At 68.4% G+C, this 14,169-nt stretch carries 12 protein-coding genes; 9 read left to right on the top strand and 3 right to left on the bottom strand.

The genetic code is table 11. The annotated features are described in order from the left end of the window. A complete protein-coding gene (gene sdhC / locus K1T34_RS22765; RefSeq protein ID WP_220246221.1) occupies positions 1 to 444 on the bottom strand; it encodes a succinate dehydrogenase, cytochrome b556 subunit in 444 nt (147 codons plus the stop codon). A 696-nt stretch (positions 445 to 1,140) separates the two neighbouring features. Between sdhC and K1T34_RS22770 the strand changes: the two genes are divergently transcribed. The 6 genes from K1T34_RS22770 (at position 1,141) to K1T34_RS22795 (ending at position 7,970) form a co-directional block, all read left to right on the top strand. Then, positions 1,141 to 2,286 (top strand): BMP family protein, encoded by a 1,146-nt coding sequence (locus tag K1T34_RS22770; protein WP_220246222.1) that lies wholly within the window; start codon positions 1,141 to 1,143, stop codon positions 2,284 to 2,286. Between the two features lie 78 nt (positions 2,287 to 2,364). Then, positions 2,365 to 3,930 carry an ABC transporter ATP-binding protein gene (locus K1T34_RS22775; protein WP_220246223.1) on the top strand — a complete coding sequence of 522 codons (1,566 nt, stop codon included), beginning with the start codon at positions 2,365 to 2,367 and terminating at the stop codon, positions 3,928 to 3,930. Beyond that, entirely contained in the window at positions 3,930 to 5,027 is a 1,098-nt protein-coding gene (locus tag K1T34_RS22780) for an ABC transporter permease (protein WP_220246224.1), read from the top strand. Before K1T34_RS22775 ends, K1T34_RS22780 begins: the two co-directional genes overlap by 1 nt. Positions 5,028 to 5,047: 20 nt before the next feature. Continuing rightward, a complete protein-coding gene (locus K1T34_RS22785; RefSeq protein WP_220246225.1) occupies positions 5,048 to 6,307 on the top strand; it encodes an ABC transporter permease in 1,260 nt (419 codons plus the stop codon). After that, positions 6,307 to 6,696 (top strand): cytidine deaminase, encoded by a 390-nt coding sequence (locus K1T34_RS22790; protein WP_220246226.1) that lies wholly within the window; start codon positions 6,307 to 6,309, stop codon positions 6,694 to 6,696. The genes K1T34_RS22785 and K1T34_RS22790 overlap by 1 nt, the downstream gene beginning before the upstream one ends. Next, a complete protein-coding gene (locus K1T34_RS22795) occupies positions 6,693 to 7,970 on the top strand; it encodes a thymidine phosphorylase (protein ID WP_220246227.1) in 1,278 nt (425 codons plus the stop codon). The genes K1T34_RS22790 and K1T34_RS22795 overlap by 4 nt, the downstream gene beginning before the upstream one ends. Positions 7,971 to 8,046: 76 nt before the next feature. On the opposite strand, the gene K1T34_RS22800 is transcribed toward K1T34_RS22795, so the two are convergent. Beyond that, positions 8,047 to 9,141, bottom strand: coding sequence for a PA containing protein (locus tag K1T34_RS22800; protein WP_220246228.1), 1,095 nt, complete (start codon positions 9,139 to 9,141; stop codon positions 8,047 to 8,049). Between the two features lie 211 nt (positions 9,142 to 9,352). Between K1T34_RS22800 and K1T34_RS22805 the strand changes: the two genes are divergently transcribed. From K1T34_RS22805 to K1T34_RS22815, 3 genes are all read left to right on the top strand, one after another. Beyond that, positions 9,353 to 10,444, top strand: coding sequence for an adenosine deaminase (locus K1T34_RS22805; RefSeq protein WP_220246229.1), 1,092 nt, complete (start codon positions 9,353 to 9,355; stop codon positions 10,442 to 10,444). Between the two features lie 111 nt (positions 10,445 to 10,555). Further along, positions 10,556 to 11,770 (top strand): MFS transporter, encoded by a 1,215-nt coding sequence (locus K1T34_RS22810; RefSeq protein ID WP_220246230.1) that lies wholly within the window; start codon positions 10,556 to 10,558, stop codon positions 11,768 to 11,770. Positions 11,771 to 12,136: 366 nt separating this feature from the next. Further along, positions 12,137 to 12,652 (top strand): hypothetical protein, encoded by a 516-nt coding sequence (locus tag K1T34_RS22815; RefSeq protein ID WP_220246231.1) that lies wholly within the window; start codon positions 12,137 to 12,139, stop codon positions 12,650 to 12,652. Between the two features lie 266 nt (positions 12,653 to 12,918). Here the strand turns inward: K1T34_RS22815 and K1T34_RS22820 are convergent, their stop codons facing one another. Beyond that, positions 12,919 to 14,166, bottom strand: a complete 1,248-nt coding sequence (locus tag K1T34_RS22820; protein WP_220246232.1) for a primosomal protein — start codon at positions 14,164 to 14,166, stop codon at positions 12,919 to 12,921. Positions 14,167 to 14,169: the final 3 nt, after the last annotated feature.

Here is a 14,169-nt window from a genome sequence, read left to right on the forward strand (position 1 = left end):
TCAGTTACCCCCGAAGAGCGTCTCGACCGTGCGCTTCAGCATGAAGAACGCACCCGGAATCATCACGACGACCCACACGACACCGATCACCCACAGCATCGTCTTCTGGAACTTCGGGCCCTTGGACCAGAAGTCGATCAGCATGACGCGGACGCCGTTGAGGGCGTGGAAGAGAACCGCGCCGACCAGACCGACCTCGAGCAGGTTCACGAGCGGCGTCTTGTACGTCTCGATCACCTGGTCGTAGGTGTTCGGCGACACGCGGACGAGCGAGGTGTCGAGCACGTGCACGAACAGGAAGAAGAATGTCAGCACGCCGGTGATGCGGTGCAGCACCCAGGACCACATGCCGGGGTCGCCCCGGTAGAAGGTCCCCTGCCGGCGTGAGGCACCCGCCCGATCGCTCGCTCCTGCCTCGGTGGCAGTGCTCGCCGTGGTGGACATCGGTGAACGGCCTCCAACGTCATCTGTTGTGCCCGGCTGACCGGCGAGGTCCGCACCCGCTTCCGCGTCGGTCCACTGGGGACAACGCCGGCAGCGGTGCCGAGATCTAGGGCCATCGAGCGTGGATGAAAGGATGCTAGACCCGCCATCTGGACCCGGCTCACCTCCGGGTTCGTCTCTGTGATGGACCAGACACCCGGAGCGTCCCGCACCACTCGGACGTGTGGCGCCGGCCACGCGGCACGGGCGGTCCAGGGCGAATCCGACCTGGGGCTCCCGGCCCGGTCGATTCGATTCAGCAGGCCGGTACCGCTTGCGGCGGCGGGTGAAAAACCAGCCGGGCCCGAACGGTTTTCGTGATGTCCGCAACGCCCGGTCGGCCAGGCCCTCCGCCGGGGGTGGACGAAGATCGTCCGGACGGGTTTCACCGCGCGGCGACGACGGGCCGCGGGACCCCGGGCTGTGACAGCTGGTGAGTACCTTCCTGAACCAGTTGATCACCGTAAGTACACGATCGGTCGCGAATCAGACCGCTGAGTAAACGTTTGTGTTACGTAGCGTGCCTTTCCTATGGCGGTTGTCTGGCTGTTGGGTACGGTCTGGCGGTTGAACTCGGCACCGAAGGAAGACACCGGTACCGGGTCGCTTCCACTTAGTCCGCTGGATCAGCGGGGAGGGAGACACACGTTGCGTCGCATGCGTGGAACCGCGCTGGCCGCCGCGACCATGGCCGGGGTCCTCACCTTGGCAGGGTGCGCGAAGGACACCGGCGGGGGCAGCAGCAGCAACACCGCCGCGGCTGGCAGCTCTGACACGAGCTGCGTCACCGCGCCGAAGCCGCCCGCGGCTCCGGCAGCAGCCACGACCAGCAGCTCGTCCGGCGAGAAGGTGGACGGCAGCAAGCTCAAGGTCGGCCTGGCGTTCGACATCGGCGGCCGGGGTGACGCCTCCTTCAACGATGCGGCCGCGGCCGGCGTCGACAAGGCGAAGTCCGAGCTCGGCATCACGACCGTCAACGAGAGCACGGCCAGCCCGAGCGAGAGCGAGTCGGCCAAGCAGCAGCGGCTCGAGCAGATGGCGTCGCAGGGCCTGAACCCGATCATCGCGGTCGGTTTCGCCTACGCGCCGTCGGTCGCCGCCGTCGCGCCGAAGCACCCGAACACCCGGTTCGCGATCGTCGACGACGACACCATCAAGCTCCCCAACGTGACGCCGCTGGTGTTCGCCGAGGAGCAGGGCTCGTTCCTGGCCGGCGTCGCCGCCGTCTACAAGAGCAAGAACTGCCACATCGGCTTCGTCGGTGGGGTGAACACGCCGCTGATCCAGAAGTTCGAGGCCGGCTACCTGCAGGGTGCGCGGGCCGTGTCGAACAAGGTCAAGATCGAGGACGAGTACCTGACGCCGGCCGGCGACTTCTCCGGTTTCCAGGACCCGGCCAAGGGCAACGTCAAGGCCGCCGCCGAGATCAACAACGGCGCGGACGTGATCTACCACGCCGCCGGTGCCTCCGGTAAGGGTGTGTTCGACGCCGCCAAGACGTCGGGCAAGGCGTTGGCCATCGGTGTCGACTCCGACCAGTACAACCAGGCCACGGTCGCCGCCGACAAGGACATCATCCTCACCTCGATGATGAAGCGCGTGGACGTCGCGGTGTTCGACTTCCTGCAGGCCGACGCGAAGGGTGACCTGAGCGTGCTGCCGCAGCGCTTCGACCTGAAGGTCGACGGCGTCGGCTACGCCACCTCCGGCGGCAAGGTCGACGACATCAAGGACGTGCTGGAAGGGTACAAGGCCCAGATCATCTCGGGCGCCATCCAGGTTTCGGACAAGCCGACCAAGTAGTACACGCCACGTGCCAGGGCTCGGAAGGATCTTCCTTCCGAGCCCTCACGCGTTTCGACAGAACTGGATGCCTCTCCCATGAGCACTGCCGAGGCCGATGCCGTCCCCGACCGGGGCACGACGGCCGTCCAGCTGACCGGGATCACCAAGCGGTTCCCGGGTGTGGTCGCCAACTCCGACGTCAACCTCACCGTGGCCGCGGGCGAGGTGCACGCCCTCTGCGGCGAGAACGGCGCGGGCAAGTCGACCCTGATGAAGATCCTCTACGGGATGCAGCAGCCCGACGAGGGAACCATCGCCATCAACGGCACCGAGGTGAAGCTGCGCAACCCGCAGGACGCCATCCAGGCCGGGATCGGCATGGTGCACCAGCACTTCATGCTCGCCGACAACTTCACCGTCGCCGAGAACGTGTTCCTCGGCGGCGAGGCCCTGCACGGCATCGGCGGTGAAGCGCGCGCCCGGCTCAAGAAGCTCTCCGAGCAGACGGGCCTGCGCGCCAAGCCGGACGCGTTGCTGGAAGAGCTCGGCGTGGCCGACCGCCAGCGCGTGGAGATCGTGAAGGTCCTCTACCGCGGCGCGAAGATCATCATCCTCGACGAACCCACCGCGGTGCTCGTGCCGCAGGAGGTCGACGCGCTGTTCAGCACGGTCCGCGAAATGCAGGCCGACGGCTACACCTTCCTCTTCATCTCCCACAAGCTCGACGAGGTGCGGGCCATCGCCGACACCGTCACGGTGATCCGGCGCGGCACCACCGTCGGCACAGCCGACCCGAAGACCATCACCAGCCGTCAGCTGGCGGAGATGATGGTCGGTTCGGAGCTGCCCAGCCCCGAGACGCGCGAGTCGACGGTGACCGACCGCGACGTGCTGCGATTGAAGGACCTGAGCCTCACGGCCGAGAACTCCGAGCTGAAGCTGCTGGACGACATCGCGTTCACGGTGCACGCGGGTGAGGTGCTCGGCATCGCGGGCGTCGAGGGCAACGGCCAGACCGAGCTCGTCGAGACCATCATGGGCATGCGCAAGGCCAGCGGCGGGCACATCGAGCTCGCCGAGGCCGACGGCAAAACCCACGACCTGGTGAAGCTGGGCACGCTCGCGCGGCGCGAGGCCGGCATCGGTTACATCGCCGAAGACCGCACGCGCCACAGCCTGCTGCTCACGCAACCGTTGTGGGCCAACCGGATCCTCGGCTACCAGACGCGCAAACCCGTCTCGAGTGGACAGTTGCTGGACATCGCCGGCGCGCGCCGCGACACCGAGCGCATCGTGCGCGAGTACGACGTGCGCACGCCGGGCATCGATGTGCCGGCCGCCGCGCTCTCGGGCGGCAACCAGCAGAAGCTGATCGTCGGGCGCGAGCTGTCGGGCAACCCCGTGCTGCTCATCGCTTCGCACCCGACGCGCGGTGTCGACGTCGGTGCGCAGGCCATGATCTGGGAGCAGATCCGGCAGGCGCGCGCCGACGGCCTGGCGGTGCTGCTGATCTCCGCCGACCTCGACGAGCTGATCGGGCTCTCCGACACGATCCGCGTGATGCTGCGCGGGCGCCTGGTGAGCGAGGCGAACCCCGCCACGGTGACCCCGCAGGAACTCGGTTCCGCCATGACCGGTGCCGAAGAAGGTGAAGAAGCGTAATGACTTCGTGGCGCACGCGGCTGCTGCCGCCCCTGCTCGCGATCGTGTTCGCCGTGCTGCTCTCGGCGATCGCGCTCGTCATCTCCGGCGCCGACCCGCTGGAGGCGTACGGGACCATGGTGGGGCAGCTCTTCAAGGGCTCCACCGCCGTGGACACGGTGAACCTCGCGACGGTGTACTACCTGTCCGGGCTCGCGGTGGCCATCGGCTTCCAGATGAACCTGTTCAACATCGGTGTCGAGGGCCAGTACCGGTTCGCGGCCGTGGTCGCCGCGATCATCGGCGGCGCGCTGCAGCTGCCGCCGATCCTCCACACCATCGTGATCCTGATCGTCGCGGTCGCGTCGGGTGCGCTGTACGCGCTGGTCCCCGCCGTGCTGAAGGTGACCCGCGGTGTCAGCGAGGTCATCTCGACGATCATGCTGAACTCGATCGTCGCCGGCATCATCGCGTTCCTCGTCAACGCCGACCAGTTCGGCGTGCAGTCGGGCAACAACATCGGCACGCGCACGATCGCGCCGTCGGGCCGGATCCCGGGCGTCCCCCTCGGCTCGGGCGTGCTGTTCGGGTTCTTCTTCATCGCCATCGTGATCGGCATCGCCTACTGGTTCATGCTCAACCGCACGCGGTTCGGCTTCGAGCTCAAGGCGAGCGGTGAGTCGTCGACGGCGGCGGCGGCCGGTGGCGTGAGCGCGAAGCGGATGACGCTGATCGCGATGCTGCTCTCCGGTGCGGTGGCGGGTCTCGTCGCCATGCCGGAGCTGCTCGGCCGCGACTACAGCTACGGCATCACGGCCACGCAGATGTACGGCTTCACCGGCATCGCCGTGGCGCTGCTGGGCCGCAACCACCCCGGCGGCATCGCGTTCGGCGCGCTGCTGTGGGCGTTCCTCGACACCTCGGCGGTGTCGCTGGAGCAGATCAACGTGTCCAAGGAGATCGCGACGATCATGCAGGGCATCATCGTGCTGTCGGTCGTCGTCGCGTACGAGATCGTGCGCCGCGCCGACCTCGCGGCCGAACAACGCAGGGTGGGCCGGGCGCTCGCCGGCAACGGGCGCAAGGGTGCCTCCGTCGCGGAAGGCGGTGCGGTGTGAGCCAGGTGACGGAGTTCCCCATGAAGGAGCCCGCCTCCGGCATGCCGGAGCCGGTGGTGGAACGGCGGCGACGGATTCCCGGCTGGCTGCGTGGCGTGATCTGGGCCGTGGTGGCGATCGCGGTGATGTCGACGGCGTCGTACGCGACCGGTGTTTCGGCGCTGACGTCGAGCAACACGGCGTCGACGGCCCTGCGGCTCGCGCTGCCGATCCTGCTGTGTGCGCTCGGCGGCCTGTGGTCGGAGCGCGCGGGCGTGGTCAACATCGGCCTCGAGGGCATGATGATCCTCGGCACCTTCGGCGCGGCCTGGGGCGCGTATTACGGCGGCGTGTGGGTCGGCCTGCTCTCGGCCATCGCGTTCGGCGCCATCGGCGGCCTGCTGCACGCGATCGCGACGGTGACCTTCAACGTCAACCACATCGTCTCCGGTGTGGCGATCAACCTGCTGGGGTTGGGCATCGCGAAATATCTGGCGAACCTGATCTTCGAGCCGATCTCGGGCAACCCGCGGCAGTCGCCGCCGGTGCCGAAGTTCGACACGTACTCCGCGTCGGGCCTGTCCGATTGGCTCGGCAGGCTGGAGAACGAGCAGCGCGTGGGGATCTCCGACGTCGCCGGCATCCTGCGTGGTCTGATCACCGGCGTCGCGCCGCTGACGATGATCGCGATCATCCTGGTGCCGGTGAGCTACTGGATCCTCTGGCACACGCGGTTCGGCCTGCGGCTGCGTTCGTGCGGTGAGAACCCGGTGGCCGCGGAGTCGCTGGGTGTCAACGTGTACCGCTACAAGTACCTCGGTGTGCTGATCTCCGGCGGTTTCGCCGGCATGGGTGGCGCTTCGCTGGTTCTGCTCAAGGGCGGCGCGGACTACCTCGAGAACCAGACCAACGGCCGCGGGTACATCGGTCTCGCCGCCATGATCTTCGGCAACTGGCGCCCGGGCGGCCTGCTCGGCGGCGCGGCGCTGTTCGGGTACGCGGACGGCCTGCAGCTCGCCGGCGGTGGCGAGGCGGTGCTCGCGCTGCTGTACGGCGCGGTGATCCTGCTGGCGATCATCGTCGTGGTGCAGCTGATTCGGAAGCGTTGGCTGGCGGCGGCTCTGGGCGTCATCGGGGCCGGGGCGCTGTACGCGATCTACTGGACCAACGACACGCTGCCGAGCGACCTGATCCCGTACACGGCGCACTTCGTGACGCTGATCGTGCTCGCGGTGGCGTCGCAACGGCTCCGTCCACCGAAGGCCGACGGTGCGCCTTATCGGCGAGGGGAGGGGGACTGATGACCTCTGTGGACTGGGACGCGCTGCGGGCTTCGGCGGTGTCGGCTGCTGCCTCGGCCTATGCGCCTTACTCGGGCCTGCACGTCGGCGTCGCGGGCATCGTGGACGACGGCCGGATGGTGACGGGCTGCAACGTCGAGAACGCTTCGTACGGCCTGGGTCTGTGCGCGGAATGCACGATGGCGGGCCAGCTGCGGTTGTCGGGCGGCGGCCGGCTCGTGGCCGTCGCCTGCCGCAGCGGCGCGGGTGAGCTGCTCATGCCGTGCGGGCGGTGCCGGCAGATCCTGTTCGAGCTGGGCGGGTCGTCGTGTTTGGTCGACACTCCACGCGGGATCCTGCCGATGTCCGACGTCCTGCCCGACGCCTTCGGGCCCGAGGACCTCCCGTGACCTTCGCGGCGGTCGACATCATCCGGGCGAAACGCGACGGCGGAGAGCTGTCGGACGCGCAGATCGACTGGGTCGTGGACGCCTACACCCACGGTGTCGTGGCCGAAGAGCAGATGGCCGCGCTGGCGATGGCCATCTTCCTGCGGGGGATGACTCCTGGCGAGACCTCCCGCTGGACCGGCGCGATGATCGCGTCGGGCTCGCGGTTGTCGCTGTCCGTCGGGCGCCCGACGGTGGACAAGCACTCGACGGGCGGCGTCGGCGACAAGATCACCTTGCCGCTGGCTCCGCTGGTCGCGGCCTGCGGCGCCGCCGTCCCCCAGCTGTCCGGCCGCGGCCTCGGCCACACGGGCGGCACCCTGGACAAACTGGAGTCCATCCCGGGCTGGCGGGCGGCCCTGTCGTTGGACGAGATCACCGCGCAGCTTTCCTCGGTGGGTGCTGTCGTGTGCGCGGCCACGGAAGGCTTGGCTCCGGCGGACAAGAAGCTGTACGCCCTGCGGGACGTGACTTCCACCGTGGAGTCGGTGCCGCTTATCGCGTCGTCGATCATGTCGAAGAAGATCGCCGAGGGCGCTTCGGGCCTGGTCCTGGACGTGAAGGCGGGTTCGGGTGCCTTCATGAAGACCGTTTCGGATGCTCGGGTTTTGGCTTCCACGCTGGTCTCGATCGGCGCCGCCCATGGAGTTCCGACGACCGCGCTGATCACGGACATGAACGTCCCGCTCGGCCGCGCGGTCGGCAACGCGGTCGAGGTCGCCGAGGCGGTCTCGGTCTTGCAGGGCGGCGGTCCGGCTGACGTGGTTTCGCTGACCGTGGCTCTGGCCCGCGAAATGCTCGCTTTGGCGGGTTTGTCCTCAGTGGACCCTGCGGAGGTGCTGGCTTCGGGCGAGGCTTACGAAACGTGGTCCCGCATGATCACCGCTCAGGGTGGCGATCCTTCGGCGCCGCTTCCCCCGCCCGCGCATGTCCATGTGGTCCCGGCTCCGGCTTCGGGCGTCCTGTGTTCGCTGGACGCCTACGCGGTCGGTGTCGCTGCTTGGCGCCTCGGCGCGGGGCGGGCTCGGAAGGAAGACCCGGTGCAGGCCGCTGCGGGCATTCTGTGCCTGGCCAAACCCGGCGAGGCGGTTACCGCGGGCGAGCCTTTGCTTGAGCTGCACACGGACACGCCGGACGCGGTGGCCGGCGCGTTGGAGGCTTTGGCGGGCGCGTTCTCTGTGTCGGACACGGCTCCGGCTGTCGGGCCGATCGTCCTGGAGACCATCCGCTCCTGACCGACGATCTTTGCGTTGGATATGAAAGTGCCCCCACCATCAGGCGGGGGCACTTTCATATCCGGAGGTTCAGACTTCACTCACCAGCAGCATCTTCCGGCTCAGACCCGTTCTTCGCCTTCGGGTCCACGGCCTTCGGGGACCGGCCGTTGCGCGAGCTGCGCCGCGGCTGACGCGGCGCGGGCGCCGGCGGGGAGATCTGCTGCACGGCCGGTCCGCCACCGAGCATCAGCTCGGCGAAGGTCGCCATGGCCTCGTCCAGCTGGCCACCGATCCGTCGCACGGACTCGTCGTTCGAGCGGCGCACCAGGGAGTCGACGGAGTCGGTGTCGGGCTGCTTGGCGAGCGTGCCCTCGACCTTGGAGAGGCCGGACTTGATGGAGCCGTCCAGGTCGCCCAGCTGGGAGACGAAGCCGTCTTCGACCTTGTCCAGACGGTTGCCCAGGTCGTCGAGGCGCTGGGTGACCGTGTCGAGGCGGTTGACCAGACCTTCGAGGCGCTCGGAGGCGTCGACCATCTCGCCGGTCTCCGTGATGGCGGTGCGCAGCGCGTCGGCGGTGCTGTCGAAGCGCTCGCGAGTGGCGCGGTCGAGCTCGTCGACGCGGGTGCGCAGCTCGTGGTCGGCCGTCTCGATGCGTTCGCGCAGAGTGGCCTCCGCGAGCTCGATGCGCTCGCGCACCGGAGCCTGCGTGGTCTGCGGGATCGAGTCGAGCTTGGCGTCCTGCTTGTCCAGGTGGCCGCCCAGCTCGTCGAGCCGGCGGTGGATGTTCTGCAGCTTGTCCTCGAGCCCGTCCATCCGGCCCGCGACGCCCTCGAACCGCGCGGCGACGCCGTCGAGCCGGCCGTCGAGCTGCGCGAACGGCTTGGCCAGCTTGTCGACGATGCTCTCGACCGCGTGGGTGATCGCGGCGATCGCGTTGTCCTGGGCCTCCAGCCGCGTCATGGCCTCGTCGAGGCGCTCCGCGATCACGCCGACCTCGGTGCGGTCGGGCATCTCGGACAGCCGCTTCCGAACGGCGCCCAGCGAGTCGACCGGGGCGAGCCGGGCGTAGATGTCGTCCAGCGCGTCGAAGATCTGCTGCTGTTCGCTCTCGCGCACTTCGGCCGCGCGCACCAGCATGTTGCGCATCCGGTCGAAGGACGGAGCGGCAATGTGGTTGTCAGTGGTCACTGCTGTGTCCTTCGTCGGCGGGGAAATGGAAGGGACGTGGGACGAAGCTTATCCAGTGAAAAATTGCTGTGCGTATGGGCCCCGCTAAGACGGGATAACGGCCGCGTTACCCGGATGGCCGATTCCTTCCTTGATCGTCAAAGCTGAGGGTTGCCTCGACGCTGAGAGTTACCGCCATGTAGGGGAATGACAACGAGACTACCGTTGGTGCATGTCAGACGTAACCCCGCTCGACGCAGAGACCCTGCTTCGGGCCCCCAAGGTCCTGCTGCACGACCACCTGGACGGCGGCCTTCGCCCGGCCACCGTCGTCGAGCTCGCCGAAGTGACGGGCTACGACGCTCTGCCGACCACCGACGTCGCGGCCCTCGGCCGCTGGTTCCGCGAAGCCGCCGACTCCGGCTCGCTCGTGTCCTACCTCGAGACGTTCGCCCACACCTGCGGCGTGATGCAGACCGAGGAAGCGCTGGTCAGGGTCGCGGCCGAGGCTGTGGAAGACCTCGCGGCCGACGGCGTGGTCTACGCCGAGCTGCGCTACGCACCCGAATTGTTCGTCGAACGCGGCCTGTCACTCGATGCGGTGGTCGAAGCGGTCCAGACCGGTCTCGTCGAGGGAACACAGCGCGTGGCCGCCGCGGGCGGTGCGATCAAGGTCCGCACGTTGCTCTGCGCGATGCGCCAGCACGCCCGCGCCCTCGAGATCGCCGAGCTGGCGGTGCGCCACCGCGACGCCGGCGTGGCGGGTTTCGACATCGCCGGCCCCGAGGACGGCTTTCCGCCGACCCGAAATCTCGACGCATTTGAATATCTGCGTCAGAACAACGCGCATTTCACGATTCACGCGGGCGAGGCATTCGGCTTGCCGTCCATTTGGGAGGCCATCCAGTATTGCGGCGCCGAACGGCTCGGCCACGGCGTGCGGATCGTCGAGGACATCAAGACCGATTCGGACGGAACGGTCCACCTTGGACGGTTGGCGAGCTACGTTCGGGACCGCCGCATACCCCTGGAGGTCTGCCCGACGTCGAACGTGCAGACGGGCACCGTCGCGTCGTTCGCCGAGCACCCGATCGCCCAGCTCGCCCGGCTGCACTTCCGGGTCACGGTGAACACCGACAACCGGCTGATGAGCGGATGCACGATGACCAGTGAATTCACCGCTCTGGCGACCACGTTCGGGTTCGGTCTTGATGATCTTCGCTGGTTCACGATCAATGCCATGAAATCCGCGTTCCTCGATTTCGACGCCCGGTTGTCGCTGATCAACGACGTGATCAAGCCCGGGTACGCCGCTCTGGCCTGACCTCCGACGCTTCCGGACGTGACCGCCTCCTTGGCGGTTGCGTTCGTTAGCATGCCCAACTAAAGTTCAGAATGTAGGAACTAATTCTCAATATGTGAGACGGTGGGAAAGATGTCGCAGGTCGCGGCCGGTGAGGCGATACGCGAAAAGCCCAGTTCCCGACGGTGGCTCATTCTCGCGCTCGGCCTCGCCGCGCAGACCGCGAGCTGTTCCTTCCTCTACGGGCTGCCCTTTCTGATCCCCGCGATGCGCGCCGCCGACGACCTGACGCTCGCTGAGGCCGGCACCGTCGTCGCCGCGCCGAGCATCGGCCTGCTGCTCACCCTGATCGTGTGGGGCGCGGCTGCGGACCGTTACGGAGAGCGCCTGATCATGGCCCTCGGGCTGGGCGGTTCGGGGTTACTCCTGGTGTACGCCGCACTGTGGCATCACCCGGTCGGGCTGCTCTTCGGGTTGTTCCTTGTTGCCGGAGCGTGCACGGCTTCGGTCAACGCGGCGAGCGGCCGCGTCGTGATGGGCTGGTTTTCGAAGTCCGAACGCGGCATGGCGATGGGCATCCGGCAGACGGCGCAGCCGCTGGGCGTCGGCGTGGCCGCGCTGGGCCTGCCGCCGCTGGCCGCGCGCTGGGGGTTCCAGGCCGCGATGCTGCTGCCGGCCGTGCTCGGGATCGTGGTCGCGCTGCTGGTCGCGGTGTTCGTCGCCGACCCGCCGCGGCCGCCGCGCCCTGCCGCCGGTGCTTCGAAGTCGCCTTCGCCGTACCGCAAGCCGTGGCTCTGGCGCGTGCACGGCGCGAGCGCGCTGCTGGTCGTGCCGCAGTTCACGGTCTCGGCGTTCGCGCCGGTCTATCTCGTGTCGCAGCACCACTGGAGCCCGTCGGGCGCCGGCGTGTTCCTCGCGGTGGCCCAGGTGCTCGGCGCGGCGGGCCGGCTGGGGTCGGGCTACTGGTCCGACCGCGTCGGCAGCCGCCTGCGCCCGATGCGGCAGCTCGCGGTGGCCGGCGTGGTCGTGATGCTGCTCGTAGCCCTCGGCGACGTGACGTGGCTGTGGCTCGTGCTGATCGCCCTGGTCCTCGCTGCGATCATCACGGTCGCCGACAACGGCCTCGGCTTCACCGCCTCCGCCGAGCTCGCCGGCGTCGCCTGGTCCGGCCGCGCGATGGCCACCCAGAACACCGCGCAGAACATCGCCGGGGCCCTCACGCCACCCCTGCTCGGCCTCGTCATCGGCGACAGCCGCTACGCGCTGGCGTTCTGCCTCGTCGCGATCTTCCCCGCACTGGCCATCGCTGTGGTCCCGGTCCGTGCGGAAGCTGAAGTGGCCCACTGATCGGGACGCGGTCCGAAGAGGACTAGGCGCGTAGCCCATCCCGAAAGAACGCGCCGTGGCGGAGCCAGGTGTCCGGCGTGGACTAGCGGATCAGCTGCGCCATCGCGGACACCAGCGGCGCCAGGGTCGGCCGGCTCGAAGTCCGCGCGCAGGCGCCCGGCCGACTTGGCGCGGTCCAGCACTACTCGGAGTTTGTGTGTGGACAGAACTAGTGGCGGTGTTTTTGCAGCTCAGGAAGGGTTCCTGTGGCCGTCCTGACCGATGGGCGATCCTGAGGGTCGGCCCGGCCTGGCGGAAGACTCGAAGAGATCCGCTTTGAACAAATCGTTGAGGGCATGTCCCTCTGGCCGGGGCATCATGGCCGGCATGCACGACTGGCCGGCACCGGGCTCCGGTGGGCTCCCGACTCCGGAGTTGGTCGCCGCATGGGTAACGCTCGGCACGGTACCGTCCGAGCGCATCCCCCTTTGGGCAGCGCACTGGCTCGTTCGGGGCTACGACGGAGAGGCACTCAGGGCCTTGGCCGGCCTTGGCGGCGCTGAGCCCTACGAGGTCCACGACCTGCTGCCCGCGGCGCTGGCCGACTGCCGTGCAGCTATCCCGGATTCAGATGCTGCCGCAGCCCAGGTGGTGTTCGCCCAACTTGCGCGTATGCAGGCCGACGGGCGAGCCACCGAGCGGTGGGTCCTGGACAAAGTATACGAGATCGTGGCCCGATCCGATTACTCCGACAGCGTCATCGCGCTCCCGCTCGGCCAGGTGTTCGGCCTTGAGGACGAGTGGGCCGCGGGTTGGGGTCGGCCGAAGGACCAACTTGTGCGCGAGATCCAGGCCGCGTGCAGAGCTCAACTCGCTGCCGGGGAAGCAACAACCGACTGCTGATCAAGGGGCCCCGCACCGGCCCCGGGCAATCGCCGTCCCGCGCAACCTGGCGACGAAGCCCTGCCCAACACAGGCCACATCAACACCGCGACGCATGGTCAATGACACTCTTCGAAATCGCCCATGACCAGCACAAACAACTTTGCCGGAGCCCTGCCGCGGGAGGGCGGCGGGGTTTCCCTGCCAGGATCCGGCCGAGGCCCACAACGACAAAAGGCCACCCACCGGGAATCCCCAGCGGATGGCCTTCCGTCAACTCAAGAGGTTCAGACCACCGTCAGGCGGTTCTCGAACGACTCCACCAGCTTGCGCCACGCGCTCTGCTCGGTGTCGAACGGCGCGCTCGGCTCGAGGCGTGTCGGGTCGGGGCGCAGGACGAACGAGACGAGCCAGCCGAGGCTTTCGTTCTGCGACAGCGCCGTCTCGACGGAGTCGTCCTCGGCCCAGTCGGCGGCGTCGGTGATGAGCTCGACAGCCAGCTCCAGCTGGTTGGGGTCGATGGACTCGACGCCGTCGGCGATGTCGTCGTCGAGGCCGGTGAGTACGTAGGTGTTCTCGGCGTCGATGTCGATCTCGAGGTCGTCCGCGGCCGCCTTCGTGAGCACGTCGTCCCAAGTGGACACGTCGGCGAGGTCGGTGTCGGCCACGTCCTTGCCGTCCTTGAGGGCGGCGAGCAGGGCCTTCTCGGAGGAGAAGACGTCGATCTCGCCCTCGCTGCCGAGGAAGATCGGCTTGTCGTCGAGGTAGCAGCGCAGCGTGTAGTACTCGGCGCCGGCCGTGACGATCTTGATCGGGTCGATGCCGACCTCACCCCAGAAGCCGACCGGCTCGTCGTCCTCCTCCTCGTCGGAGTCGGGCGCGTCCACGGCTTCGAGGTCCTCCGGCTGCGCGGCCTCGGCCTCGGCCGACTCCTCGTGGAACGCCGCCAGCTCCTCGGCGGTCTGCTCAAGCACGGCGGCGTCGACGTCGGGCACGGTCACGAGGTTGTCGATCGCGTCGAGCACGATGTCCCACTTCTCGGACACGGCCTTCGACAGGTCGTTCCACAGGGCCTCGCCCTCGCGGCCGGTGAACGGCAGCCGGCCCTGCTCCAGGAGCGAGAAGCCCTCGTACGCGTCGAGGACCTCGTGCACCTCTTCGAGCTCGCAGACGTCGGCGAGCGAACGGACGATGCCGACGATCTCCGCGAGCTCCGCGATCGTCCACGAGTCGGGCTCCTCGGCGACCAGCTCGGGCACGCCGACGAGGTCGTAGGAGTGGTCGTCGTCCGGGATCAGCTCGGGCACGTTCAGCGCCGGGACCGCGTCCCACGCCGGGTGGTCGAGCAGGTCGTGCTGGTCGGACGTGCGCACGAAAGCGGCCAGGTGAGCGGCGTCCGGGAAGGCGTACAGGTCGTCCTCGTCGCCGAGGAACGCTTCCCACTCCTCGCCGTCCTCCCGCCACCGCGGAGCCCACAGGGTGACGACGTCGCCCTGCGGCAGCCCGAGCTCGATCGGGATGATGTCCTGTGCCATGCC

The organism is Amycolatopsis sp. DSM 110486 (genome assembly GCF_019468465.1).
Classification (GTDB): domain Bacteria; phylum Actinomycetota; class Actinomycetes; order Mycobacteriales; family Pseudonocardiaceae; genus Amycolatopsis.

Excerpts from the sequence above, each read along its gene's own strand:
- sdhC (WP_220246221.1), bottom strand. The coding sequence starts at position 444 with ATGTCCACCACGGCGAGCACTGCCACCGAGGCAGGAGCGAGCGATCGG.
- K1T34_RS22770 (WP_220246222.1), top strand. The coding sequence starts at position 1,141 with ATGCGTGGAACCGCGCTGGCCGCCGCGACCATGGCCGGGGTCCTCACC.
- K1T34_RS22775 (WP_220246223.1), top strand. The coding sequence starts at position 2,365 with ATGAGCACTGCCGAGGCCGATGCCGTCCCCGACCGGGGCACGACGGCC.
- K1T34_RS22780 (WP_220246224.1), top strand. The coding sequence starts at position 3,930 with ATGACTTCGTGGCGCACGCGGCTGCTGCCGCCCCTGCTCGCGATCGTG.
- K1T34_RS22785 (WP_220246225.1), top strand. The coding sequence starts at position 5,048 with ATGAAGGAGCCCGCCTCCGGCATGCCGGAGCCGGTGGTGGAACGGCGG.
- K1T34_RS22790 (WP_220246226.1), top strand. The coding sequence starts at position 6,307 with ATGACCTCTGTGGACTGGGACGCGCTGCGGGCTTCGGCGGTGTCGGCT.
- K1T34_RS22805 (WP_220246229.1), top strand. The coding sequence starts at position 9,353 with ATGTCAGACGTAACCCCGCTCGACGCAGAGACCCTGCTTCGGGCCCCC.
- K1T34_RS22810 (WP_220246230.1), top strand. The coding sequence starts at position 10,556 with ATGTCGCAGGTCGCGGCCGGTGAGGCGATACGCGAAAAGCCCAGTTCC.
- K1T34_RS22815 (WP_220246231.1), top strand. The coding sequence starts at position 12,137 with ATGCACGACTGGCCGGCACCGGGCTCCGGTGGGCTCCCGACTCCGGAG.
- K1T34_RS22820 (WP_220246232.1), bottom strand. The coding sequence starts at position 14,166 with ATGGCACAGGACATCATCCCGATCGAGCTCGGGCTGCCGCAGGGCGAC.